General features: G+C 59.5%; 20 protein-coding genes. 11 read left to right on the plus strand and 9 right to left on the minus strand.

Going from position 1 to position 25,505, the window contains the following annotated elements:
* Positions 1-162 precede the first annotated feature (162 nt).
* From ACS5Q0_RS17385 to ACS5Q0_RS17415, 7 genes are all read right to left on the minus strand, one after another.
* Positions 163-1,413, minus strand: a complete 1,251-nt coding sequence (locus ACS5Q0_RS17385) for an AGE family epimerase/isomerase (protein WP_473127912.1) — start codon at positions 1,411-1,413, stop codon at positions 163-165.
* Positions 1,414-1,431: 18 nt separating this feature from the next.
* Entirely contained in the window at positions 1,432-2,382 is a 951-nt protein-coding gene (locus ACS5Q0_RS17390) for a carbohydrate kinase family protein (protein WP_473127913.1), read from the minus strand.
* A gap of 63 nt (positions 2,383-2,445) precedes the next feature.
* Positions 2,446-3,384: an ABC transporter substrate-binding protein gene (locus ACS5Q0_RS17395; protein WP_473127914.1), complete on the minus strand. Its 939-nt coding sequence runs from the start codon at positions 3,382-3,384 to the stop codon at positions 2,446-2,448.
* A gap of 83 nt (positions 3,385-3,467) precedes the next feature.
* Positions 3,468-4,499, minus strand: a complete 1,032-nt coding sequence (locus tag ACS5Q0_RS17400; RefSeq protein WP_473127915.1) for an ABC transporter permease subunit — start codon at positions 4,497-4,499, stop codon at positions 3,468-3,470.
* Positions 4,496-6,025 (minus strand): sugar ABC transporter ATP-binding protein, encoded by a 1,530-nt coding sequence (locus ACS5Q0_RS17405; protein WP_473127916.1) that lies wholly within the window; start codon positions 6,023-6,025, stop codon positions 4,496-4,498. Before ACS5Q0_RS17405 ends, ACS5Q0_RS17400 begins: the two co-directional genes overlap by 4 nt.
* 257 nt (positions 6,026-6,282) lie before the next feature.
* Entirely contained in the window at positions 6,283-7,767 is a 1,485-nt protein-coding gene (gene xylB, locus ACS5Q0_RS17410) for a xylulokinase (RefSeq protein ID WP_473127917.1), read from the minus strand.
* 128 nt (positions 7,768-7,895) lie between these two features.
* A complete protein-coding gene (locus ACS5Q0_RS17415; protein WP_473127918.1) occupies positions 7,896-11,330 on the minus strand; it encodes a PAS domain S-box protein in 3,435 nt (1,144 codons plus the stop codon).
* 774 nt (positions 11,331-12,104) lie between these two features.
* Between ACS5Q0_RS17415 and ACS5Q0_RS17420 the strand changes: the two genes are divergently transcribed.
* From ACS5Q0_RS17420 to ACS5Q0_RS17440, 5 genes are all read left to right on the plus strand, one after another.
* Complete coding sequence (locus tag ACS5Q0_RS17420; RefSeq protein WP_473127919.1) at positions 12,105-12,791, plus strand: response regulator transcription factor; 687 nt, start codon at positions 12,105-12,107, stop codon at positions 12,789-12,791.
* 704 nt (positions 12,792-13,495) lie between these two features.
* Positions 13,496-16,285 carry a chemotaxis protein CheW gene (locus tag ACS5Q0_RS17425; RefSeq protein WP_473127920.1) on the plus strand — a complete coding sequence of 930 codons (2,790 nt, stop codon included), beginning with the start codon at positions 13,496-13,498 and terminating at the stop codon, positions 16,283-16,285.
* A 2-nt stretch (positions 16,286-16,287) separates the two neighbouring features.
* Positions 16,288-16,767, plus strand: a complete 480-nt coding sequence (locus tag ACS5Q0_RS17430; RefSeq protein ID WP_473127921.1) for a chemotaxis protein CheW — start codon at positions 16,288-16,290, stop codon at positions 16,765-16,767.
* A 52-nt stretch (positions 16,768-16,819) separates the two neighbouring features.
* Positions 16,820-17,203 carry a response regulator gene (locus tag ACS5Q0_RS17435; protein WP_473127922.1) on the plus strand — a complete coding sequence of 128 codons (384 nt, stop codon included), beginning with the start codon at positions 16,820-16,822 and terminating at the stop codon, positions 17,201-17,203.
* A 54-nt stretch (positions 17,204-17,257) separates the two neighbouring features.
* Positions 17,258-17,920, plus strand: a complete 663-nt coding sequence (locus tag ACS5Q0_RS17440; RefSeq protein WP_473127923.1) for a protein phosphatase CheZ — start codon at positions 17,258-17,260, stop codon at positions 17,918-17,920.
* Between the two features lie 69 nt (positions 17,921-17,989).
* On the opposite strand, the gene ACS5Q0_RS17445 is transcribed toward ACS5Q0_RS17440, so the two are convergent.
* Both ACS5Q0_RS17445 and fixJ read right to left on the minus strand, forming a co-directional pair.
* Positions 17,990-20,794 carry a heparinase II/III domain-containing protein gene (locus tag ACS5Q0_RS17445; RefSeq protein ID WP_473127924.1) on the minus strand — a complete coding sequence of 935 codons (2,805 nt, stop codon included), beginning with the start codon at positions 20,792-20,794 and terminating at the stop codon, positions 17,990-17,992.
* Positions 20,795-20,878: 84 nt separating this feature from the next.
* Positions 20,879-21,499, minus strand: a complete 621-nt coding sequence (fixJ, locus tag ACS5Q0_RS17450) for a response regulator FixJ (RefSeq protein WP_473127925.1) — start codon at positions 21,497-21,499, stop codon at positions 20,879-20,881.
* 451 nt (positions 21,500-21,950) lie between these two features.
* Here fixJ and flgB point away from each other — a divergent pair, with 451 nt between their 5' ends.
* The 6 genes from flgB to flgI are packed head-to-tail and all read left to right on the plus strand — an operon-like array spanning position 21,951 to position 25,468.
* On the plus strand, positions 21,951-22,334 hold the full coding sequence (gene flgB / locus ACS5Q0_RS17455; protein ID WP_473127926.1) for a flagellar basal body rod protein FlgB: 384 nt from the start codon (positions 21,951-21,953) through the stop codon (positions 22,332-22,334).
* A gap of 2 nt (positions 22,335-22,336) precedes the next feature.
* On the plus strand, positions 22,337-22,753 hold the full coding sequence (gene flgC, locus ACS5Q0_RS17460; RefSeq protein WP_473128011.1) for a flagellar basal body rod protein FlgC: 417 nt from the start codon (positions 22,337-22,339) through the stop codon (positions 22,751-22,753).
* 1 nt (position 22,754) lies between these two features.
* Entirely contained in the window at positions 22,755-23,087 is a 333-nt protein-coding gene (gene fliE / locus ACS5Q0_RS17465) for a flagellar hook-basal body complex protein FliE (RefSeq protein WP_473127927.1), read from the plus strand.
* 10 nt (positions 23,088-23,097) lie between these two features.
* Complete coding sequence (flgG, locus tag ACS5Q0_RS17470; RefSeq protein WP_473127928.1) at positions 23,098-23,886, plus strand: flagellar basal-body rod protein FlgG; 789 nt, start codon at positions 23,098-23,100, stop codon at positions 23,884-23,886.
* 23 nt (positions 23,887-23,909) lie between these two features.
* Positions 23,910-24,371 (plus strand): flagellar basal body P-ring formation chaperone FlgA, encoded by a 462-nt coding sequence (gene flgA / locus ACS5Q0_RS17475; RefSeq protein WP_473127929.1) that lies wholly within the window; start codon positions 23,910-23,912, stop codon positions 24,369-24,371.
* Positions 24,368-25,468 carry a flagellar basal body P-ring protein FlgI gene (gene flgI, locus ACS5Q0_RS17480; protein ID WP_473127930.1) on the plus strand — a complete coding sequence of 367 codons (1,101 nt, stop codon included), beginning with the start codon at positions 24,368-24,370 and terminating at the stop codon, positions 25,466-25,468. The genes flgA and flgI overlap by 4 nt, the downstream gene beginning before the upstream one ends.
* Positions 25,469-25,505 lie beyond the last annotated feature (37 nt).

The following is a 25,505-nucleotide window of genomic DNA, read 5'->3' on the forward strand; positions in this document are numbered from 1 at the left end:
TCTCCGCATCGTCCGCGACAATGCAGGATCCACTGAAACCCCGGTCGACATCTATTCCTCCTCTGCCAAGGAGGGGTCAGTTCTTCGTTTCGTCAGGGGGTCAGTTTCTCAGTTCGGCCGACATTAGATGGCGTCGAAGCTTGCCCTCGGATGGCGGCGGTCCTACTTCATGGCCTCGGGTATGACCCGCGTCAGGCTTCCCGTTGCCGGGAAGAGAGGAATGAGGCAGGCCTGGAGGGCATGGTACAGGTCGGGCTTTCCCGTGAACAACGTGTCGGCTGGCCGGAGGTCCTCGGAAAGTTCCGGATGCCAGCCGCCCTGTTCATGGTCGATCAAGTGCCGGTCCACGAAGCTCCAGACGTGCCGATACCAGGCTTCGTGAAACTCGCTCGGACTATGCTCGCATAGGAAGGCGGCCGCGCCGATGGCCTCTGCGCAGGGCCACCAGAGCTTCTGCGGCAGCCTTGGACGATCGTCCCAATCGAGAGCATAGAAGAAGCCGCCTCTCTCCCTGTCCCAGCCGAGCTCGATGGACTGCTTGAACAATTCGCGAGATGCCTCAGGCATCCAGCCATGCCGCTTGTCCCCCAGCACCCAGAGCTGCAGCAGGAGCCGCGCCCATTCGAGCCAATGCCCCGGAGTCGTGCCATAGGGGCGAAACACATCGTAGCCACGATACTCTCGGTCCAGAGTCCAATCCGCGTGGAAGTGCTCCGCCACGCGATAGCCGAGCGATGCGGCATGCCGGCCGATGATCAGCCCTGCGATGCGCTCCGCTCTTTCAAGGTAAGTTCTCTCGCCTGTCGCCTCGAAGGCGGCCATCAACGCTTCGGTGAGGTGCATGTTCGAGTTCTGACCGCGATACGCGCTGATCGACGACCAGTCGCGTGCGAATTCTTCCGTTACTGCGCCGTGCCGCTCTTCCCAGAAACGCTCGTCGAGAACCTGCGTGATGTCCGCCAGGAGCCTGTCGGCGAGAGGATGCCCGACAGTCTTCGCGCTCGAGGCCGCAAGCAGCACGAAGGCGTGTCCATAGGCCTGCTTCGTGTCGTCCTTGGGGCCGTTGTCGTCGAGCGACCAGACATAACCCCCATGCCTCGAATCGCGGTGGCTGTTCCAGAGATACTCCATGCCGTGATCGACAATCGCATCGCATCCGGGACGGCCGAGAAGGACACCGATGGAGAAGCAATGCACCATGCGCGTCGTGTTGTGGATCTGCCGGATTGAATCGGCGCCGCCGAGCGGGCGGCCGAGATTGTCGAGATCGAAGAAGCCGCCCGCTGGATTGATGCTGTGGTGCTGGAAGAATTCGAACAGGTTGCTGGCCTGCTCCATGAGCCATCGGCGATGGAAGGGGCGGGTCGGCCAGCTGGGGCCGGTTGCGGGAAGTATGGGAAGAGGCATATCCATGTCGATCTCCAACAGGCCCTAAGCGCGCCCCGCCATGAAGCGGTTCACTTCCTCCCATGTCGGGGGATTCGCGCCCCGGCGGGTGCAGACGATCGCAGCCGCCGCGGCCGCGAAATCAAGACCTGCCGTGATGTGTGCTTCGTTCAACTCGGCCAGGCCCTCCAACGTGAGCAGGTTATTCGCGTCGAACCAGGAGAGCAGTCCCGCGTGAAAGGTATCGCCTGCGCCGACGGTGTCCACCACATCCACGCGAGGCGCGGGACGCTCGATGACAGAGGGGCCGAAGACGCATAGCGGTCCTTCCGCTCCCCGTGTGACGACGACGAGCTTCGGTCCGCGCTGAAGCCACATCCGCGAGACCAGGACGAGGTCCTGACCGGGATAAAGCAGGTCGATGTCCTCGTCGCTCGCCTTTATGATATCCGCATATGCCATGAGGCGCTCGAAGCGCTCCCGATAAAGCTTCAGATCGCCGACAACCCGAGGGCGGACATTCGGGTCGAGCGAGATCACGCGCGATCCTGCTTCGCGGCGGAGCAGCGTCTCGATGGCGCTGGCGATAGGTTCGACCCCGAGAGCATAGGAGCCTGCCGCAAGGGCATTCACCTCGGATGGGAGCCGTAAGGGAAGAGCCTCCGGGCGGAGGGCGCGATCCGCACTATCCGGAGCGTAAAAGGAGTATCGAGGTTCGCCGGATGGGCTCGTCGCGACGACGCTGAGAGTGGTCGGGTTGGGGCATCGCTGCAGATAAGCCGCGCTGACGCCCGCATCGGTGAGCTTCTCTGCCAGGAAAGCGCCGAACGTGTCGTCCGAGAGGGTCGACAGAAAGGCGGCCGGCCGGCCGAGGCGGCCGATTCCGATCGCAACATTGAAGGGCGAGCCGCCTGCCAGGGCCTCGGCGGACAGCCCTATCGGAGACGGGGCTCCGACAAACAGGTCGATCAGGGCTTCGCCACAGACCAGAATCATTCTCAGCTCCCATATCGAAACGGCGCCGGAGCCAGCGGCGCCGCACGATCTGGCGCAGCAGGCTCAGGAGCGGGGTGCGGACCACCCCTGATACTGGTTGACGTTATCCCGCGTGACCAGCTTCGAGGGCATCAACGTTACCGTATTCTCTGGCTTCTTACCATTCATGGCGTCGTTGCCCAAGCGGACGGCGAGCTGCGCCATGGCATAGGGGTCCTGGCTGGCGGATGCTTGGATCATGGGGCTGCCGGGGTCCTTCAGAGCCGCTTCGATGTCGGGGGCCCCGTCAACCGAGGTGATGATGATGTTGTTCCGGTTGAGCTGCTTGGCTGCGAGACTGGTGCCGATGGCTTGAGGGTCGTTGATTGCGAAAACCGCATCGATGTCCGGGAAGCGGGTGAGATGGCTCTGCATGACCTGGAGGCCGCCTTCCCGGGAGCCCTTCGCGTCCTGATCGTCGGACAGGACCTTGATGCCATTGTTCTTCGCGAACACTTCCTTGCAGCCCTTCACCCGGTCGATGACGGCCGAAACCTGAGGGCCGTTCTGGATGATGACATTGCCTTTGCCCTGAAGCTTGTCGACGATGTACTGACAGGCGATCTGTCCGGCCTGAATGTTATTGGTCGTCACCGTCAGATCCGCGCTCTTTGCGGCCGTGTCGACGGCAACGACCATGATACCGGCGGCCTGGGCCTTCTTGATGGCGGGTTCGACCGCATTCGGGTCGCCCGGATTGAGAAGGATCATATCAACGCCGGCCGCGATGAAGTTGTCGATCTGCGTGAACTGCTTGTTGAGGTCGTAATCATAACCAACGGCGGTGACCCTGACGTTCGGATTGATCTTCTTCGCCTCGGCTTCCGCGCCACGGGCCAGAGCCACGAAGAAAGGATTGCCCATGGAGCCGAGCGAGATGCCGATGGACTTCAGCTCCTTGGCCTGGACCCCGCCTGCGCCGAGCGCTGCGACGGCGACAGCTGCCAGAAGAATACGCTTCATGTGTCTTCCTCCACGTCAGTTGGTCTTCGTTGCGCCGCGTCAGGCTGACCGGACCTGGATCGCGGGACCGTGCGTCATGAACGTCAAGTGCGCGCGGAACCTTTCAGGCGGTAGCGGTCGAGAGCCACTGCACCGATGATGACCAAGCCCTTGATGATGAACTGCCAGATGTCGGAGACCCCGACGAGAATGAGGCCGTTCGACAGGACCGCAATGATGAGGGCGCCGATCAGCGTGCCCCAGATGGAGCCGATCCCGCCGACGAAGCTGGTTCCCCCGAGGATGACGGCCGCGATGGCGTCCAGTTCGTAGGACTGGCCAAGCTGCAGGCCGTTCGCCGCATAGAGCCGGGCCGCGGACATCACGCCGCCGAGCCCGCTCGTGAGGCCCGAAGCGCAGTAGACGAAGAGGAGCACGGCCCAGACCTTGATCCCGCTCAGACGGGCCGCGTCCGGGTTGCCGCCAACCGCGTAGATGTGCACGCCGAGCACTGTCCGGCGTAGGATGAACCAGGAAATCAGCACGACCACGAGAGCGATCACCACCAGCCAGGGAACGCCGAACAGGCTTCCGTTGCCGATGAATGCAAAGGGAAGCTCCGGATTGAACTGTGTGGTATCCGCGCCGAGAAGGCGCGCCAAACCGCGCACGGCCGTCAAGGATCCGAGCGTCACGATGAAGGGCGGGAGCCGGACGAAGGCGATGAGCGCGCCGTTGACGAAGCCCAATGCAAGTCCCATCAGCAGGGCCGCAGGAATGCCCAGCATCCCCCAGTCGGGGATCTTCGATGCGAGGATTGCCACCATGGCGGCGGCCGCGAGAATTGAACCGACGGAAAGGTCGATTCCACCGGTGAGAATGACGAAGGTCATGCCGGCGGCAAGGACGGTATTGATCGATGCTTGCTGCGCAACAATGGAGAGGTTCTGGACGCTCAGGAAACGACCCGACATCAGCTCGAAGGCGATGCCGAGGATGATGAGCACGGGCAGCATGCCGACGGCCTGCAGGGTGGATCGCCACGCGAGGCGCCGCTGGAGGCTCTGTCTTCCCGCATCTGTGCCCACTGCTCCTGAACTCTGAAGAGATGGGCTGGTCTCGTTGGGAGATGTCATGCGGCGGCTTCCTTTACCCCGGTCGCGATGGCGACGATGTTCTCCTGGGTGATGGGCGGGTGACCGGCACCGCCGACTTCGCCTGCAATCCTTCCCTCGCGCATCACCAGAACGCGGTCGCAAATGCCGACGATCTCGGGAAGCTCGCTCGAAATGACGATGACGCCAACGCCACTTCTGACCAGCGCGTCGATGAGCCGGTAGATCTCCGACTTCGCGCCGATATCGACGCCGCGTGTCGGCTCGTCGAGAATGAGAACCCGGGGCTTCGTTTCGAGCAGGCGAGAGAGCAGAACCTTCTGCTGGTTGCCGCCTGAGAGGCTTCCGACGGGCACGATGTCCCCGGCGACCCGGATCGCGAGGGAGCGGATTGCCGCCGCGGCCCTATTCCTGGCAGCCTTCTGGTTCAGGACCGTCCCGGCGCGGGCATCCCGCCCGAGTACGTTCATGTTGATGTTGTCGCGGACAGTCATATCGAGGAAGAGGCCCAGATGCTTCCGGTCCTCGGTCAGGTAGACGATTCCGGCGTCGATCGCGTCCTCGGGGCGGTGGATCGAGAGGGGCTCTCCCTGGAGCGCGATCTCGCCGCTCGTTCGGGCATCCGCTCCGTACAGGAGACGGGCGAGCTCGGTTCTTCCGGCTCCGACAAGTCCCGCGATCCCGAGCGTTTCTCCCAGATGCAGATCGAAAGAACAATCGTGGACGCGCCGCCCGTCTCCCACGTTGCGAACGGAGATGAGCACCGGACCTCGGCTGCCTTTGGCATCGTGGTCCTTCTTGTAGAAGGACGACAGATCTCGCCCCACCATCATGCGGACCAGGCGGTCAGCCGAGATGTCGCGGCGTTCCAGCGTTCCGACATAGGTGCCATCCCTCAGCACCGAAACGCGGTCCGCGAGCTCGTAGACCTCGCCCATACGATGGCTGATATAGATGATGGCCAAACCCTCTGCCCGGAGCTGCCGCACGAGCGTGAACAGGGCGTCCGTTTCCCGCGAGGAGAGGGACGTGGTCGGCTCGTCCATGATCAGGATGCGGGCATTGGCGATGAGCGCGCGGGCGATTTCCACCAATTGCCGCTCGGCCATCGACAATTCGCTGACCTTGGTCGATGGGCCGAAGGAGACCCCCAACCTAGCGAGCACATTCCGGCAGGCGTTCTCCATCGAGCGTCGGTCGATCATGGGGCCGCTTCGATGCTCGCGCCCCAGCAGCATGTTCTCGGCGACCGACAGGTTCGGCGCGAGGGAGAGCTCCTGATAGATCGTCGATATTCCATGGTGGAGGGCGGCGAGAGGGCTGTTGATCGTTGCGAGCTGCCCACCGATGCGGATTTCGCCGCCACTGTCGGCCTGGTACGCCCCTGAGAGGATCTTCATCAGGGTCGACTTGCCGGCGCCGTTCTCCCCCATGAGAGCATGGATTTCGCCGGGATAAACCGTGAGCGACACATCGGAGAGTGCCTTCACGCCCGGGAAGGTTTTCGAGATCCTGGACATTTCGAGGATTGGAGGTGATCCGGTCATGCATCCTCCCTGTGCGGCATCACGCGGGAACGGGCGCTGGGAGGTTCGTCTTCCTGAGGGACAAGATCAGCATTCCGCTGCCTGAGCGCGGTCGAGCGCGTGCCCTTCCCGGGCTTTCCAGGAATGGCGGCGGTGGCATGTGGGGATGCGACGACAGAGCCCCGGTCCACGGTTCTTTCCTCCCTGACGTCCTCGGTTCTGAAAGAGGCGACGTGATCGTTCAGGATGAAAAAAGACTAGGGCCGCTCAGAGTACTTTCAATTGCCGCCTGCCTGCGCCTTCTGAAACTCCGGCGCGAGAGCGCTGTAGAGGCGGCGGAAGGCATCGATGCGCGGGCCGTACAGGCCGACGAGGTGAGGCTGAGGCTCGATCGTCTCGATCACGGCGGGCGCCGAGCAGACCGCTTCCGGAGCCTCCCCCGTTGCAGCAAGCCGGGCCAGGCGGGCAGCGCCGAAGGCTGGTCCCGTTTCACTGCCTTCGTAACGGGCGAGCGGGATGTTCAGGACATTGGCGAAGATCTGTGCCCAGAAGGCGCTGCGGGATCCGCCGCCGATCAAGCCGGCGTAAGAAAATTGTGTGCCTGCCTGCTCAAGACACGCCTTGGCATCGGCGAAGCTGAAGGCAACACCTTCCAGAACGGCCTGAATCAGGTCGGTCGGCTGCGTCTCGGGGGAGAGCCCGAAAAAGACGCCCCTCGCGTGCGGGTTGTTGTGCGGAGTCCGTTCACCGGCCAAGTATGGGAGGAAGAGCAGGGGGGAGGGGCCGCGATATGCGGCTTCGGTTCGGCGCAGAAGCTCAGCGACCTCCGACTTGAGCAGTCTTGCGGCCCAGGCGAGGCAACTGGCCCCGTTCAACATGGCCGCCATCTGGAACCAGCGATCCGGAAGGGCGTGGCAGAACGAGTGGACCATGGTTTCAGGGGCGGGGCTGAAGCGGAGGGTCGTGACGAAGAGCTGCCCCGAGGTCCCGAGAGAAATGAAGGCGGATCCGTCGTCGATCGCCCCAAGGCCGATCGCGCCGGCCGCGGCATCGCCCGCACCGCCGGAAACCACGACGTCGTCCCGCAACCCCCAGGCCCTGGCGATTTCCGGGCGCACCGTGCCAGAGGGCGCGGAGCCTTCGACGAGGCTGGGCATTTGCGTACGATCGAGCCCCGTTGCCGCGAGCGCCTCGTCCGACCAGTCGCGCGCCGCCTCGTCGAGCCACCATGTGCCGGCGGCATCGGACATCTCGGTGATGCAAGATCCGGTCAGCTTCAGACGGATGAAGTCCTTCGGCATGAGGACCGTTCGCACGGCACGAAATATCTCCGGCTCATGTCGCGCCAGCCAGAGAAGCTTCGGAGCGGTCAAGCCGGGCATCGGGATGACGCCCGTCACTCGGGAAAGCGCGGGATGGCTCTTTCCAAGCTCGTTCGCCTCTCCGAAAGACCGGCCGTCATTCCAGAGGATGGCTGGCCGCAAAGGCTGCCCGCGCCCATCGAGGAGCACGGCGCCGTGCATCTGTCCCGAAAGTCCGATCCCGCGAATGCCGCCAAAGGCCGCTGGAGCGTGGGTGCGCAGGTGCTCAAGGGCCGCCTCGACCGCGAGCCACCATGTCTCGGGATCCTGCTCGGACCAGAGATCTCTCGGGCGGGAGGTTTCCAGGGGGATCGCCGCTTCTGCGATGGTGCGTTGCCGCTCGTTGACGATGAGCGCTTTGACCGCCGAGGTCCCCACGTCGATACCGAGGTAGCAAGGCATGCGAAAGCTCCAAGAGACACGCCTGAGGGGCCGCCGTTCCGATTATAGACGGTGCCTTCGAATCGCGCGACATCCAGTCCTTCTATCGACGACTACGCTTCATGGGGGCTGCCGTGTCCGCAGGCTCCTCAGGGTTCAGGGAATGCGACTTCTTCTAGGTCGACGTTTCTGAGGGTGAAGTGGAACGTGGTCCCCACGGCCGGATCGGAATCCGCCCAGATCTTCCCTCCATGGGATTCCACGATGGTCCGGCAGATCGACAGGCCGACGCCCATGCCGCTCTTTTTCGTGGTCGTGAACGGGGTAAAGAGCTTGCTCAGAACCTCCGCAGGAATGCCGGGGCCGGTGTCTCTCACGCTGACCTGCACCAGTGCCCCATCCTGTACCACGCGCGCATGGACGGCCAGGGAAGGATTATGAGTGTCCTGCATCGCCTCGACCGCATTGCGGAGAAGGTTGATCAAGACCTGCTGGATCTGAACGCGGTTGACGATGACCTGCAGGCTCGCTTGCGGAAAGTTGAACTCGACCTGAATCCCCTTCTCCTTGGCCCCGACAAGGCCGAGGGCGCTGGCCTCTTCGACAAGACGCTGAAGATCCTCGATCCGGTGTTCGGTCTCGCCGCGTGCGACGAATTCCCTCAATTGGCGAATGACCTCACCGGCCCGCAAAGCCTCCTCGGCGGCTTCACCTACGGCAAGCCTGAGCATCGCCACCTGTTCGCCCTCCATGCGGTCCAAGATCAAACTGCATCCGTTGAGGTAACTGGCGATCGCCGTCAGGGGCTGATTGATTTCGTGCGCGAGGGTCGATCCCATTTCGCCCATGGCTGTCAGCCGGGACATGTAGGCGAGATCGGCCTGCAGCTCCTGCATGCGCATTTCGGTGTTTTGCCGTTCGGTGAGATCGCGAATGAACGCAGTGAAGTAGCGCTCCCCTTCCCACTCCATCTCACCGACCTGTACCTCCATGGGAAAGGTGGTTCCGTCCTTCCGCTGAGCCATCGCGATATGGCCGGGGGTGATAATGCGGCGCTCGCCGGAAAGGCGAGAGTGACGAACGAAGTCGTCGTGCTGTTCGCGGGCGCTTTGGGGCATAAGGAACTTAACGTTCGTGCCGATCACCTCTTCGGGTCGATACCCGAAGATGTGCTCTGCCGTGGCGCTGAACGATGTGACGATGCCCTTTTCATCAGAGACGATCATTGCATCGGGAACGGTCTCGAGAATCGAGCGAAGGTGAGCCTCACTGCGGCTCAACTTGTCTTTGCTCGTCTTCAAAGCAATTTCGGCCAGTTTGCGCGCGGTAATGTCCTGAGCCGTGCCGATCTTGCGAACGGCCTTTCCATCGTGGTCCAGGACCGTTCGGCCCGTCAGCGTTATCCAACGCTCTTCGCCGGTATCGGCACGGAAAATGCGGAACGTGTCGCCGTATGCCAAGGGTCCGGCGGTCTCGCCGGTATGGAAAACCTCCTCAAATCTGTCGCGGTCATGCGGATGAACCAGCTTGAGGATGAAATTCGTGTCGATCTTGGCATGCGGGTCCAGGCCCAGCAGGAGGTGAGCCTCCGGGGTCCATTGGTGCCGGCCAGTCACGAGGTCGAAGTCCCAAATTCCCAAGCCGGTTGTCTCCACAGCCAATCGCAGGCGCTCCTCGCTGGCTCGCAGCTTGTCCTCAGCAGACCGCCGGTCGTGAATATCGGCGATCGTGCCGGTCCATTCCTGAACGTCTCCTGCTTCATCGAGGAGTGGAAGCGCGCGACAGAACACCCACCGATATTCGCCGGTCGGGCCCAGCATCCTGTGAGTGATCCTCGCCGCCTTCTTCCGGGCGACAGCCTCTTGCCATGCAGACGCCGTGTTGTCGCGATCAGCGGGATGGATCAGATCCAACCAACCAAGTGGGGCGCCTACCATCGGCTCATGGCCGCAGAATTCGTGCCAGCCCCAGCCTTCGATGTACAATCCCTCCGCATCGGCTCGCCAGACGATTGCAGTGCTGGTCTCGATCAGCGCACGGTATCGCTGCTCGCTCATGCGAAAATGCTCGGCGGCAGCTTTCTGCTCGTGAATATCCGTCAGCGTGCCGATCCATTCCTGGACATCGCCATGCAGATCGATCAGCGGTATTCCCGTGACAAGGACCCAGCGATAGTCGCCATTCGGAAGAAGCACACGGCATTCGGCCCTCCCGAGCTCTTCCGACCTGATGAGGTTCTTCCATGCTTCTGTGACGCGGACGCGATCATCGGGATGAACGGCATCCAGCCATCCGTTCTTTTGAAACTCCACTGGAGTTTGGCCGGTGAATTCCTGCCACCCGGGACTTTCGAGCAGAACTCCCTTCGAGTCCGCGCGCCATACGATGGCCGTGCTGGCTTCGACCAGCGCACGGTAGCGGCCGTTGCTGAGGCGCAGATCCTGCTCGGTCTCCCGAAACTCGCTGGCATCTCGCGCAATGGCGAGAAAAGCCTCGAGCTTTTTCTCAGTGTTCAGAATGGGGGTGGTTGTGACATCCCACCACTTCATGCTCTTGCAATGGATCGCACCTTGCGCCTGGAAGCGCTCCGACTTCCCGGCCTTGACTGCCTCAAATGCAGCCATTGCATCCTGCCGGGCGGCGTCGGTCCAGAACTCATGCCAAAAGCAGCCATCGATCTTGGAAAGATCGTCGATCTCCATAGCCTGCTGGCCGCGTTCATTCATGAACAGGAGGCGGCCCTCGGTATCGAAGACCATCGCACAGCCGTCAAAGCTCGCGAGCAGGCGGCTCGCGAATTCCTGGCTCGCCGAGAGTTCGCGTTCGATTTCGGTAGCGGCATTGATATCGACGCTGGTGCCGATCCACCGCTCGACCTGTCCCTCGCTGTTGCGGAGAGGTTGAACGCGCGAGGAGACCCATCGGTAGCCGCCAGAGTGATGTCTCAAGCGGTACTTGACTTCGTCCAGTCCATCGGCGTCCTCCGTCTGCCGTCCGTCTGAGGCCACATCCTCGGAGCGACCGGATGCCTGGCATTCCGGCAGCGCCTGCCGAGGGGCGGAGCTCGTCACGGTTAGCCGTTTTGCCGCGAGTTCCCGTGTGACCAGGCGGGAGAGCGCGAGAAGACTCTCCGATTGCTTTCCAGTGAGAGGAGCGACGTGCGAGACCGTATCGAACACGCACAGCGACCCCAATGCAATTCCGTCTTCGCTCCAGAGCGGAACTCCGGCATAGAAGCGCATATGGGGCTCGCTTGCGACGAGAGGCTTGGTTTCGAACGCGGGGTGCTGAGCAAGGTCGATGATGCTGACCGGTTCGGCACTCTGGAGTGCCTGGGCGCAGATGGATTCGCCAATGGGAATGTCACGGAAGCTAGCCCCAGTTGCAGCTTTAAACCATTGGCATTCCCGCTCGATGAACGTGACGGCTGCCATGGGGCACCCGCAGATATGGGCCGCCAGCTGCACGATGTCGGCAAAGACCGATTCCAGACCTGAGTCGCTGATCCGCAACTGGTGCAGAACAGAAGCGCGATGAGCACTAAAGGCTGAGAAGAGCCCAGCCTTGGTCGTACGGTGAATCATAGGTGGGGCGGCCGAGGAGCGTTATTGTTCTTTTCACATTGAGCGGATCGGCTCTCAAAGGGAACAGAAAATTTCAATGTTCTCATTGTTATGGACAAGCTCGCCGCTCCGCATGCTCTGAAGAGCGATTTACCTCTCTTAAACGCTCTGCGCCCTATGGCAGGGCGATACGGCCAAGTTCTTCGGGAACTTTGGGTGCGCTAGATTGAAGCAAGCTTGGCACGTTAAGACCAGCCGTTCACCCGAGATGCCTTGGCATCAGGGCGCTCTGAAAAAGCGGCAAGGCAAAGAAGAAGAGCCAATTCCACGCAAGTGGAAACAGATCTAGGCGAATCATCCCAATTCGGATGCCGCCGGAGCCAAGGCGAATCCAATACGTACAGTTAGGCCAATAAGCAGGATTACGTATTTATTTATTTCGCTTAACCCGTAGTTATAAAACAACGAAACAATAAATATCCGCTGTCTTTTCCCGATGCCGACCCCGCTTTCCCGCGCAGGAAAATGTTGAGCCTCAGTAGCTTGGGAATCGGAAGGGCATTTTACCCGAATTCGGTTAAGCGCATTTGAGGCGCAGCTTAACAGGAAACCCAATTCTTAACAGTCATTAACATTTCGAAGGTTGACACTCTGTCTCAATACGTATTGCCCCACATTACGAATGGGCATAGTTTCCAATTGCCGAACAACAAATATCCGCCGATTGCGGCGAGAAAGCGGCAAATCTCAAATTGAGTTGAGTAAGTATTTCTAAGTGCAGGCTGGGGGCCTATCATGTATATCGTTGTCGATGATCGACAAATAGTGACGTCTGGGTATGTGGCAAGCTTCAAGCGCGAAGGTATATCTTCGATTGGCTTGTACTCGAACGAATTCAGCGAGTGGCTGGAGACGGCGTCCGGTACCGACATGGAAGCGATCCAGGGCTTTGTTCTCGGTACCTTCGAGCAACGCGCCAGTTTCGCAGAGAGCATTCGACGCCATTCCAAAGCTCCCATTATCGCCCTGAGCGATGTCCGCTCCCTTGAGGAGACGCTGGAGCTCTTCACAGCCAAATTCGACGACGTCGTTCGTAAGCCGGTTCACGTGCGCGAGATCCTCGCCCGCTCCGAGGCTGTATGGCGGCGGGTCAATGCAGGTCTTGGTAAGGTCAGCCAGAACGACAAGGACCGCCTCAAGGTTTTCTTCGATGGTCGTGACCCTGAGATCGATGGAGTTCCGCTCGCATTGCCTCGCCGTGAGCGGCACATCCTTGAGTACCTGGTTCGCAGGAAGGGGCATCGCCTGACGAAGAAGCAGATCTTCGACGCGGTTTATGGCCTCTACAGCGACGATGTTGAGGACAGTGTCGTCGAAGGTCATATCAGCAAGCTCCGCAAGAAGTTGCGGCAGCGCCTAGGGTATGATCCCATCGATGCGAAGCGTTATATCGGCTATTCTTATACGGGGCCGGTCTCGTAAAACGCAGGCGGTCACAGACCAAAGAGTTTGCGCCTAACAAGCATGCGACGAGATTGATGAGTGACGAGCCGGGTTGACGCTGACCCGGCTTTTTTACGCTCAGAGCCTGAAGCTCTTAAGGCAACGGCATCGGACGTGAAAAGTGGATCTTCCTTTTGGAATCCGTCCGATGTGCGAGTGGCGCATGCCGAACATTCGGTTAAGCCAGCTTGACGCAAGATAGAACCGGTAAGGTCAACAAAGCTACTCTTAACGTCAAGTCTTCTGTCCATGTCTCGTACGATTTCCCGCTGCCTGGGGATGCTCGTTATCGCCATCTCACTCGCCGGCCTCCCAGCAGCCGCCGCCCATCCGCCTGCAGTGATGAGAACGCTCGCTCATGACCAGGCGCCGGAGTTCGCCACTGATCGCGTAACGGCGCTCGTGAGACTTCAGGCACGCCTTGTTCAAGCCGCACAGGAACGATGGGAGAGTTCGGGGGAAGCTCTTCGGGGTATTCCGGGGCAGGGCGTCCTGGGGAATGTCTCCGTGCGGCGGATTTCGGACGATGAGGGATCCCCGGCTTCACGCCAATAGACTGTCGTAAGCGGGTCCTCGCGGTGCAGAGAAATGTCATCGCCGCAAGACCTGATGTCAAACCCGCTGGCCCAAGCCTCATACGAACAAACGCCAACAATTACTCTAACCAGAGATGAGACACGGTGATGGACGACCTTCTCCTTGAGTTCCTGACGGAGACCAGCGAGCATCTTGAAACGGTCGATGTGGAGATGGTCCGTTTCGAGCAGGATCCCAACAATCAGGCGATCCTCAGCAATATCTTTCGGTTGGTCCATACCATCAAGGGAACCTGCGGCTTCCTCGGACTCCCCAGGCTTGAGGCTTTGGCCCATGCGGCAGAGACGCTCATGGGAAAGTTTCGTGACGGCATGCCCGTAACGACGAACGCCGTGTCGCTGATCCTGAAAACGCTAGACCGCATCAAGGATATTCTTGGTGAGCTGGAGCGCCACGGCACCGAGCCGCAAGGGACGGACGACGATCTGATCGCAACGCTCGACCGCATGGCGAATGCGACGGATCCCGTTCTGGCGCCGGCCGCTTCGCAGATCACAACGGCGACTGTCGGGACGGCGGTCTATCAGGTGCTGGAGCGCGAGCTCAAACCGGGTGAAGTCTCGCTCGATGAGTTGGAGCGCGCTTTCCAGGAGGCTCCGGGCCCCGATACGGAAAAGGCGTCCGGAACGATTGTCTACCAAGTGCTGGAGAGAGCGCTGAAGCCGGGCGAGGTTTCCTTGGACGAGCTGGAGCGCGCTTTCCAAGAGGCTCCAGGGCCTGACTTCTCGGCTGCCGCCAAGGCGGCTGCTCCATCAGCCCCGAAAGCGAGTGCGCCGCAAAAGACATCCAAGAACGATGCGGAGGCGCCAGATCACGGTGAGGCCGGGGATGGCATCGCCGGAAAGGTCCAGACGATCCGCGTGAACGTCGACACGCTGGAACACCTGATGACGATGGTGTCGGAGCTTGTGTTGACCCGCAACCAGCTGCTGGAAATTGCGCGGCGCAGCTCCGAGGATCACGGCTACAAGGTGCCATTGCAGCGCCTTTCCCAGGTCACGGCCGAGTTGCAGGACGGCGTTATGAAGACGCGCATGCAGCCTATCGGCAATGCGTGGCAAAAGCTGCCTCGCGTCGTGCGGGATCTCTCAAACGAGCTGTCCAAACAGATCGATCTGATCATGCAGGGCGCCGACACTGAACTCGACCGTCAGGTTCTCGAGGTCATCAGAGATCCTCTTACCCATATGGTGCGCAATTCGGCGGATCACGGGATCGAGAGCCCCGCCGAGCGTCGCGCAGCCGGAAAGCCGGATAAGGGCACCATTCGGCTGAATGCCTACCATGAAGGAGGGTCGATCACGATCGAGATCTCCGACGACGGCAAAGGTTTGAACCAGGCTGCTATCCGTAAGAAAGCCCTCGAAAGAGGGATCGTGAGCGAAGCGGAACTGGAACGGATGAGCGACGCCCAAGTGGCGAAGTTTATCTTCCACCCCGGCTTCTCGACGGCCGCTGCGGTCACATCCGTATCCGGACGCGGCGTCGGCATGGACGTGGTGAAAACCAATATCGAATTGATCGGGGGCACTGTCGATATCAGATCGGAGCAGGGACGCGGAACGACGTTTACTATCAAGATCCCGCTGACTCTCGCCATCGTCGCGGCTCTCATCGTATCGTCCAAGGACCAGCGCTTCGCTATTCCGCAGCTCGCTGTTTCGGAGCTCGTCAGAGTTTCTCCTTCTTCCGAGCACACGATCGAGCGAATCAACGGTACGCCGATCCTGCGGCTGCGGGAGCGCCTGCTGCCAATTGTTCCTCTGGCAAAAATCATGCGCCTGTCAGAGAGCGAGGATGCGGACACGGGCTTTGTCGTTGTCACGCAGGTTGCACAACAGCGCTTCGGAATCCTTGTCGATGGAGTGTTCCACACCGAAGAGATCGTCGTAAAGCCGATGTCTTCCAAGCTGCGGCATATCCAGCTCTTTTCAGGAAACACCATCCTCGGAGATGGGGCAGTTGTCCTGATCGTCGACCCGAATGGCCTTGCACGCATGGTGGGGTCGGAAGCGCAGAATGAAGAATTCCAGATGGACACTTCGCTCGAGCAGACGGTAATCGCCACGGTGGAAATGACAAGCCTGCTCGTCTTCCGAGGTGGAGGCGAGAGCCTCAAGGCTGTTCCCTTGTCCCTCGTGACGCGCCTTGAAGAGATCGATGCCTCCACGATCGAATGGGCGAGCGGCCGTCCTGTCATCCAGTATCGTGGCCGCTTGATGCCGATCGTATCGTGTGACGACGCGCTCGAGATCAAGGCACAGGGAATGCAGTCCCTGCTCGTCTTCTCCGACGGGGAGATCTCTATGGGGCTGGCCGTCGCAGAAATTGTCGATATTGTTGAGGACAGGCTCGAAGTGGAGCTTCTCGCCGAGCGATCCGACCTCGTCGGGTCTGCCGTGGTCAGAGGGCGGACGACCGAGATCGTCAACATCGCGCACTATTTACCTCTCGTCCTTGAAACCTGGTCTCGATCCAGCCAGAAGAGCAAAAGTACGAGCTCGCTGCTCCTCGTCGACGGTTCGAATTTCTTCAGGGACATGCTCGTTCCGGTTCTCAAGGCTTCCGGATACCGTGTTCAGACGGCGGCTACGGCTCAGGACGCTGCTCGCATGCTTGCGAACGGTATCCAGCCTGACATTATCGTTACCGATCTTGAACTGCCTGGACATTCCAGCTTCGCGTTCATCGCTACTCTGCGGGCGGATGCGCAGTACGGTTCGACACCCATCATCGGCATGACGCTACGGCCTGATCCTCAGCTCATTGCTTTGGCACGCCGCTTCAAGATCACCGATGTCGTTTCGAAGGTAGACCGCCGTGGATTGCTGTCCGCGCTCGCGGAGCTGGGTGGATCTCTTGAGGAGGCTGCATAGCCATGAATACGGTTGCCTTTAACGCGCCCAGAGCCTTCGCACGGGAGGCGGAGTTCATCACGGTCACGGTGATGGGGCAGTTGCTTGGATTGCCGATCAGCCGCGTCCACGACGTTTTCGTGGTCAGCGAGATGACCAAGGTTCCACTGGCACAGGCAGAAATAGCAGGCTTGCTCAACCTGCGCGGACGTGTCGTCACCGCTGTATCTCTGCGGAGCCGTCTGGGTCTTCAGGACGAGTGCAGGACTGGACGCCGCATGGCGGTGGGGCTCGAATTCCAGGGCGAGGCCTATGGCCTGCTCGTCGATGAGGTTGGGGAAGTGCTCAAGCTGAATCCTGACGAGATTCAGCCTAACCCGGTGCATATGGACCGGCGCTGGGTGAAGCTGTCGCAAGGCGTTCATCAGCTTCAAGGTGTGCTGATGATCGTCCTTGACGTCGATGCAATTCTGGCCTTTGAGGCTGAGCGCGAGGCCGCATAGAGAGCTATGCTCGAACCATTCCCATTCACCTAACCAGATAGGATACGCTACTGTGAGCCTAGACCTTTCAACCCCTGTCCTCGTCGTTGACGATTACCAGACCATGGTGCGCATTCTCCGCAACTTGCTGAAGCAGATTGGCTTTACCGATGTTGACGATGCGTCGGACGGGCAGGCTGCTCTGGAGAAGCTCAGAGCCAAGAAGTATGGCCTTGTCATCTCCGACTGGAACATGGCTCCGATGACGGGGTATGAGCTGCTTCAGCAGGTGAGGGCCGATGCGGAACTGAGCTCCCTGCCTTTCATCATGGTCACGGCCGAGGCAAAAACCGAGAACGTTGTTGCTGCCAAGAAGGCAGGGGTCAACAATTATATCGTGAAGCCTTTCAATGCCGAGACGCTTCGCTCGAAAATCAGCACCGTCTTCGGTGCCTAGTGATATGCGGTACGCGTCATGAACCCACGTAAGAGCTATCGCATTGAGGCACACATGACCTCTGCTCCCCCCGACGAGGAAGCTCTCGAACGGCATACCGAGATCATGAACCTGCTTGGATCCATCAAGGAGGCAATCGTTCCGGCTAAGGAACTCTCGGCTTCTCTGATTGAGGAGCATCGGAGAGACATGCAGGAGGCGATGCGTCTCAAGGTCGAGTTGGACTCGATCTACGAGGCAATCGAGCGCACGAAGCGGGAAATTGCAACACTCCGTTATGCCGGCACGCAGGGCCAGGAGATCAACCGGGTTACCGACGAACTCGGGGCCATCGTTCTCGGAACGGAGACAGCGACCAACGCAATTCTGGCCGCCGCCGAAAGAATTGACGAGTTGTCGGGCAACCTTGCGGCTCGCCTGTCAGGCGGCGATCAGGAGATCGCGCGTGAGATTTCCGATCACGTTATCAGCATTTTCGAGGCCTGCAACTTCCAGGACATTACCGGGCAGCGGATCAGCAAAGTGGTCGGCGCAATGAGGTTCGTGGAAGAGCGCGTTCACGAAATGATCGAAATATGGGGAGGGCTCGAGAGCTTCAGGGATGTCGAGACAGTGGAGCAGACCCGTGACGGTGACGATGCCCTTCTGAATGGACCGGCCCTGGCGACAGACAAGGGTATCACTTCGCAGGATGCGATCGACGCTCTTTTCGGCTGAGAGGCTCGGTGGCATGGGCGCCTGATCCGCTCGGGCGCCCATCATTCGACTGAAGGCTCCGATCCTGCATCAGGCGCTTTCGCCCGGAAGATTGGCGAGAATCGTCCTGACCTTGTCGGCCTCCAGAAGTCTCGAGAGGGCATCGGCGGCCTGGTCGCTGGTCGTGAGCAGGACGCCACCGCAGACAGAGCCTTGACCGGTGAAGCTGTAACGAAAAACATTAGCGGGCTGCAGGCCACCGGTTGGGCGAGCCACATAACCTTGAGCTGACATGGGCGTGTCACTGCGTCCATTCTCAATGCCCATGCCGCCGAATTGTCCTCTTGTCCAATAAGGAACGATCCTGAGCCTTTCGTTCTTTCGGTAGGCGGCTCCCAGCCTTGTATTTGCAATAGCGGCGACGACGGCAGGATCAAAATGGAGAAGCCCGTCGAAGGAGACTGGTCCAGACTGAGACGCAAAGTGATCAATCACGGCGATAGCATCAAGCCTATCCAGAGTGATGAAGATGCGATGATGCTCGTAACGGGGGCCATAGACGTTGCTGCTGAGATGGAAGATGCTCGCGCCATCAAGCTCCTCATATCTTTCGATCCAACTCAGTCCGGACAGCTGCTCTCTCCCGTCAGGAAGAGCGACGTTGTGAGCTCTCGATGCGGTGAGATACTGACGCGCGACTCCCGTCTCGTGAAAACTGGATCCACGAGGATCGACGATCCAAGGTGCACCGCCCGTCGAATAGACGAACGATGTGCAGTCATGATGGCTGAGTTCATTGCACCGGCCAGCTAATGAGGCACAGAAATAGCCCCATTGGGCATTGCGCTCATAGTATCGAGTCGCGATCAAACCGGCTTTTGCGGAGGCAAAAGTCCTTCTCCCGGTTGGGTAGGAGAGCTCAGTGGCAAGCTCGGAATCCGAGAGCAGGCCGGTGCCGTAACCCGAAAGCAGGCGTCGCAGCCAAGACGCATGGTGAAAGCCATAAGGAGCGTCCCCGAAGGGAGGCAGTGAACCTGACGGTGCTGTCACAGCGACCAATGTTCGAAGGCTTTTCCGAACGCGCTCGGTAATGTCGTCGCGAAGCTCACGTGTCTCGGGCATTTTATCAAGATGGCGCACCAGGATGAGACCCAGAGAAACCAACTCAAGTTGGTAGTGAGATGATTGTTCGGTAAAGGTGCCATTCTCATCGATCAACTGGGTAAAGCCGTCGCTGAGATGCACGAGAGCAAGCGAGGTCCAATATGCTGCGAGCGGCACCCGCGAAAGAGCCTGTGACAATGCCAGGAGAGCACAAGCCGCGTGCAGATGAAAATTGGAATGTGAAAAGATATTCTGACTAAGGATTTCTGCCAGGGCGACCGCATGCCGAACGGTTTCGGCAAGAATGGTCAGCATGTTTCTGGAGTCCGTCGATTCCGGCGAACTGGCGCTCGCGGAAAGAAGAAAAAGCAATGCTTCGGCGCGAGCTGCCAGGGCGCGCGGATGCGCGCTGAGTGGATCGCTCGGGGAGCCCCAGGGATTGGCGCGCGACCAGGATGCCGCCAAGTCCACGGCTCGTGCGAGACTTGTGCGACTTCTGTCTTCAGCGAGTTTTCGAAGCCATGCGAGTGACTGGAATTCAAGTCGCCAAGCGAGGGATTGATACGGATCTTCCGTCCATTGCGGCTCGTCGGGAAGAGCCCAGGGCGGAAGGCCGCCAAGAACGAGTTCGTTATTTTTGATAACCGATCTTTTGCCGTGCTGCACGGCGTCAAGTCGATCGTGGAAGGTGATTGAGGAAGCCAATGCCTCCGGATCTACGATCCGTCCCAGTAGAACGCTGTCGTGAGCTCGCTCGTCCAGCGGTACAGCGCTGCCGAGTCTATCCATGAGCCGCTTAAGGAAGGTCGGTGCGTCTGGATGACCGCTGCCCGAATTGATCTCCAGCGACAGATCGTCTTCGACCGAGACTTCGAGGGGAGTAACCAGCTCGACCTGGGCTTCAGCGTGCCATGTCTGAAATCCGATTTCGACGTTTGCTGCTTCCATCGGTGGAATAAGGTTCAGTGTGAAGCGTCGCGCCTGCCCGTGAACTGGGATATCGATGAATGCGCCGACTGCTGGGGCGACTGGCAGTTCCGGGTAAGGAGGAAGCAGCTCTTCCCCCTTGGCATTGCGATAAACAACGTGAGCCAGGACGCCCTCGGGAGCGAGGGTTTCATTAATGATCTGACCGCGGACCAGCAGGTTGCGCCCTGGCAGTACAGCAAATCTCAACCAGGTCGGTACAGCGTTGAGAACACGCCAAGCCCGGCGAGGGCTCAAGGGCCTTAGGGCTGGGGTGTTGGTTGCATTCCCGGTCGCTTCAGCACATGTCCCGTCCGCTGATCTCAGAGCATTGCTCTGAAGAAGCCTCGGCTCTCTGATTGTGAAGGGATGGGAGTTTCGCCAACTGCGAATGCTGACGGCTAGCTTTTTTGCCGGCGAAGGCACAAAGAACCCGAAGGATATCCTGCAGGATGTCACGTTCTGATGGCAGTAACCGGGAATTCCGACATGCCAAGTGTGAGGGTCGACCTGGGTCCTGGTCAGACCCGGGACATATGCAAAATCGATGCTCGATCCGTCTTCCGTCAAAAAGTCGAGGCCAATGACGGCAAAGTCGAGGGCCGCCCGTTGCTCCTCCTGCGGATGCCAAGCCAGCTGAAATTCGAACTCGCACCATGAGTCCGTCTCGATACCGGCGAAATTCAAGACGACGCGAGACCAGCGATTATTGTTCGCGACAACATACTCAATCGAATCTGTCTCGCGCGCCTCTTCGTCACGCTGGTCACTAAGGATAGGGAGGAGACAATGGGGAGAGGGCATTCGGGGACGCTTCTCGATCAAGGAAGCTCTGCAGGCCATCGGTTCGACCAAGCGAATGCCATGCAACCGGGCAATGTGTCAGAAGCTTGTGCTTATGTGATTAGATCAGTTGATAGTCACCGCCTCGACGAAGAGGGCCATCCGGATCAGCTCGGAAAGGCTCCGCGCTTCCATCTTTGCCATGACGTTCGAGCGATGAATCTCGACAGTTCGAATGCTGATGTTGAGCTCATGGGCGATGGCCTTGTTCGCCTTTCCTTCCACCAGGCAGTCCAGCACCTGACGCTCGCGCTGGGAAAGGGATTGCAGGCGGGCTTGGGTCTTGAGCAGTTCCTGGCTTCTTCGGACGCTCTTTTCGTCGCACACAAGTGCAAACCGAACGACTTCCAGAAACCGGTCTTCTCGGAAGGGTTTCTCGAGAAAATCGATGGCACCAGCCTTCATGGCCTCGACCGCGAGCGGAATGTCCGCATGACCTGTCATGACGATGACGGGCACATTGAAGCCTAGCTCATTGAGACGTCGGATAAACTCAAGTCCATCCATCCCAGGCATGCGAACATCTGTTACGATACAACAGCGGCCAGGATCGGAGACCTCCTTGAGAAATGAACTGGCCGAATCATACAGGCGAACGTTCAGGCCAGCGGAAGCCAAAAGAAAGGAGAGCGCTTTGCGAACTCCAACGTCATCGTCTACCACATATACGACCGCCCCGCTCGACATTGGGCTCATTCTCCTATTTCTGCCAAGGGGAGGGGCAGGTTCGCTTCAAGCGCATGCTAAAGCGGAAGCGATCATCTGCCATATGCCCCCGAGCCAGCTGACAGTTTGATGTCGACACTCACGATACATCTGTGCTCGTAGCCGTCTCGGGGCGCTTCTTCAAGACCCCTGATAGGCGCAGCTGAACACCGAGACCCGCTGGGCCCGGCTTCCAATCTCCAGGATCTCGAATTCGGAAAATCTGGAGTGACGGAGGCTGATCCGCAGGTCGACTGATCGGCTGCGGGTTGAAAACGATATAACTATTCAATATCAGCACCTCGTTCCAGCAGTCATGGCGATCGGTCGAGGATGCCGAAGGCCAGTCGTACTCCTCGGATCCGTAACAAGTCAGCCCCGTGCAAGGTTGCTTAGGTAAATGCACCTTTACCATGATGGCTTGGAGTTACCCGTGACATCACCCGTCTATCTTTTCGATTTGGCATCGCGGCAGGCACAATGGCTTGCGGCGCGCCAGACTACGATCTCAGGAAATATCGCGAACGCGAACACGCCGGGTTATCGCGCAAGGGATGTCGAACCTTTCGTCGACATCCTCGACAAGACTAAACTGGCCATGGCGGCGACCGACAATGGCCATATCGGCTTCGACGCATCCCGTCCTGACGCCATGAAGGTCAAGAAGGCTGATACCTGGGATACGGTCTATTCCCGTAACTCCGTCAGCATGGAGCAGGAGCTGATCAAGGCCGGGGAGGTCGATCGGCAGCACTCCCTCAACACCAGTGTTATCAAGGCATTCCATCGAATGCTCCTGTCGACGGTGAGAACTTGATGATGATTGATCCTCTCATTGCATCCACGAAACTGTCCAGCGCCGGCCTTGAGGCGCAGTCGGCGCGCCTGCGTGTGATTTCCGAGAACGTTGCGAACGCCCAATCGACCGGACGTACGCCGGGCTCGGATCCCTATGCGCGAAAGACGATCACATTCAAGTCCGAACTCGATCGCGCCCTAGGGGCATCGTCTGTCTCGGTGAAGGACGTCGGGCGAGATGATACGCCGTTCCCGGTCGAATATGATCCCGGAAATCCGGCTGCGGACGAAAACGGCATGGTGAAGAAGCCGAACGTGAACATGCTGATCGAGATGGCCGACATGCGCGAAGCCAACCGGTCATATCAGGCCAACCTGCAAATGATGAAGCAGGCTCGCGCAATGATCTCCGCAACCATCGACCTTATGAGAGGCTGATATGATCAGTGCAGCATCTTCGATTACATCCCTGATTGATCATGCGTCTGCTGTTAGTTCTGCATCGACGGCTGCAGTTCGGCCGATTGCCGGCGCGCCTTCGACTGGAGTGGCTCAGGTCAGCTTCCTCGACACCATGGCTCAGGTCGCCTCTTCGGCAATCGACACCCTGAAGGCGGGTGAGGCATCCTCGATCTCCGGAATCCAGGGCAAGGCATCGGTGCAGCAGGTCGCGGAAGCCGTAATGGCTGCCGAGCAGACCCTTCAGACGGCGATCGCGATCCGCGACAAAGTCGTCGCCGCCTATCAAGAAATCGCACGGATGGCGATCTAAGGAGACGACAATGAGAGCACTTGCCATTGCTGCGACGGGCATGAACGCCCAGCAGCTCAATGTCGAAGTCATCGCCAATAACATCTCGAACGTGAACACGACGGCGTTCAAGAGCGCTCGCGCCGAGTTCACTGACCTGTTGTACCAAGCCGAGCGTGCGCAGGCTGTTCCGAACCAGACAGGAGCAAGCCCTGTTCCCGAAGGGGCAATGCTGGGTCTTGGCGTGCGTGCGGCGGCTATCCGCAACCTGCACCGGCAAGGATCGCTTACCAACACATCGAACCAGTTTGACTTGGCCCTGAATGGTAGGGGATGGTTCCAGGTTGATTCACCCAATGGTGAAACGGTCTATACGCGCGCGGGTGCATTCAACAAGGATGCCAACGGGCAGCTTGTCACTTTGGATGGCTACACGCTCAATCCTCCGATCATCATTCCTCAGAACGCGATTGATGTCACGATCAACGAATCGGGCGAAGTGTTTGCGAAGATCGACGGCCAGACCAATCCGCAGAACATCGGACAGCTGACGCTCGCGAATTTCGCCAACGACGCAGGTCTGGAGCCACTCGGAGGGAACTACTACCGGGAAACGCTCGCGTCCGGTGCACCGGCCGTCGGAGTTCCATCCGATCCTGGCTATGGCAAGATTCATCAAGGATACCTCGAAGCTTCGAACGTCGATGCCATCAAGGAAATTACCAATCTCATCACGGCCCAGCGTGCATTCGAAATGAACTCCAAAGTCATTCAGGCAGCGGATGACATGGCGGGAACCGTCTCTAAGGGTATTCGCTGAAGAACATGATGCCGGGTGATCCAATGAGAAGTCTGATTCGCTGTGCACTGATCGCCGCCACGGTTGCCGCCATGGTTCAACCGGCCCTCGGCGAGGAGCGTGTTCTCCCGGTTCCGGCTGTCACGATCTATCCCGGCGATACGATTGCCGAATCCATGCTCAAGGACAGGACGTTTCCAGAGAACTACCGCTTCCGGACGGCAGTCGTGGAGTCGCCGCGCGTTCTGGCCGGCAAGATGGCTCGCCGGACATTGCTGCCTGGAGAGCCGATCCCTATGAATGCCGTCGATGATCCGAAGCTCGTCACGCGTGGCGTTCAGGCCGCGATCCTGTTCGAGGAGGGTGGCTTGTCGATCATCGGCGTCGGGATCCCGTTGCAGTCGGGCGCCATGGGCGAGACGATTCAGGTGAAGAACGTCGATAGCGGCCGGATCATCACGGGGCGCGTACAGTCCGACGGCCGAATCAGGATCGGCATCCAATGATCGTACGAGCTATAGTATTCCTTCTGGGAGTTCTCGTTGCATCCCAGGCCATGGCTGCCACGCGGATCAAGGATGTGGCGAATGTCCAGGGTGTTCGTGACAATCAGCTGATCGGCTACGGCTTGGTGATGGGATTGCAGGGCACCGGCGATACGCTCCGGAACTCCCAATTCACCGAACAAGCGTTGCAGTCGATGCTGGATCGCATGGGGGTGAATGTCAGAGACATCAATCTGAGGACCCGCAACGTTGCGGCCGTCATCGTCACGGCGGACCTTCCCCCCTTCGTGGGGCCGGGATCGAGAATCGACGTGACGGTCACCTCCATGGGCGATGCGACGTCCCTGAAAGGCGGCACGCTGATGTTGACGGCGCTCCAGGGTGGCGATGGGCAGATCTATGCCGTGGCTCAGGGCGCCATCGTCGTTTCTGGCTTCTCGGCTCAGGGGCAGGCCGAAACGCTGACGTACGGCGTTGCGACGTCCGGCCGCATCGCGAACGGCGCGCTGGTCGAGCGGGAGGTAAGGGGCGGATTCGATGCTGTCGGAACGCTCGCGTTCGAGCTCAAGAATCCGGATTATAAAACGGCGACCTTGGTCACTGATGCCATCAACCAGTACGCACAGTACCGGTACGGGATGCGTGTTGCCGCTCCAAAGGATTTCCGCACGGTTGTCCTTCAAAAGCCAAAGAATATTGCCCCGACGCGGTTCATCGCGGAACTGGGGGATATTGAGATTCAGCCTGACACACCGGCGCGGATCGTTGTTGATCAGAGGACCGGGACCGTCGTCATCGGCAAGAATGTACAGATTTCGACCGTCGCGATTACCCATGGTGCCTTGACGATTCGCGTCACGGAGATGCCGGAGGTTTCCCAGCCTGATCCTCTGTCGTTCGGGCAGACGGCCGTCGTTCCTAGAACTCAGATCTCCGCGGCCGAGGAGCGGGTGCCGCTCGCGATCGTCCGAGGGTCGGACCTGCAAACCCTGGTCAAGGGCCTCAATCAGATGGGCCTGAAGCCATCCGATGTCATCGCGATCCTACAGGCGGTGAAGACCGCGGGAGCCCTGCAAGCAGAATTGGTGGTTCAATGATGAAGCACGTGACTGCGACATTGATGCGTGTGATTGC

Source organism: Microvirga sp. HS2 (assembly GCF_055792805.1).